1 pseudogene is annotated in these 556 nt (G+C 41.4%); it reads left to right on the top strand.

The features are described from left to right. Positions 1–556 (top strand): annotated as a pseudogene (locus BGE37_RS24770) (ISAs1-like element ISEc1 family transposase); the annotation flags it as partial.

Raw genomic sequence — 556 nt, 5'->3', positions numbered from 1 at the left:
CGTCATTGCAATTGATGGAAAAACGCTCCGGCACTCTTATGACAAGAGTCGCCGCAGGGGAGCGATTCATGTCATTAGTGCGTTCTCAACAATGCACAGTCTGGTCATCGGACAGATCAAGACGGATGAGAAATCCAATGAGATTACAGCTATCCCAGAACTTCTTAACATGCTGGATATTAAAGGAAAAATCATCACAACTGATGCGATGGGTTGCCAGAAAGATATTGCAGAGAAGATACAAAAACAGGGAGGTGATTATTTATTCGCTGTAAAAGGAAACCAGGGGCGGCTAAATAAAGCCTTCGAGGAAAAATTTCCGCTGAAAGAATTAAATAATCCAGAACATGACAGTTACGCAATGAGTGAAAAGAATCACGGCAGAGAAGAAATCCGTCTTCACATTGTTTGCGATGTCCCTGATGAACTTATTGATTTCACGTTTGAATGGAAAGGTCTGAAGAAATTATGCGTGGCAGTCTCCTTTCGGTCAATAATAGCAGAACAAAAGAAAGAGCCAGAAATGACGGTCAGATATTATATCAGTTCTGCTGAT

Source organism: Escherichia sp. MOD1-EC6300, from assembly GCF_002965045.1.
Taxonomy (GTDB): domain Bacteria; phylum Pseudomonadota; class Gammaproteobacteria; order Enterobacterales; family Enterobacteriaceae; genus Escherichia; species Escherichia coli_F.
Note: the sequence above shows the minus strand (reverse complement) of the source record. Positions and strands in the feature narration are given on the sequence as shown.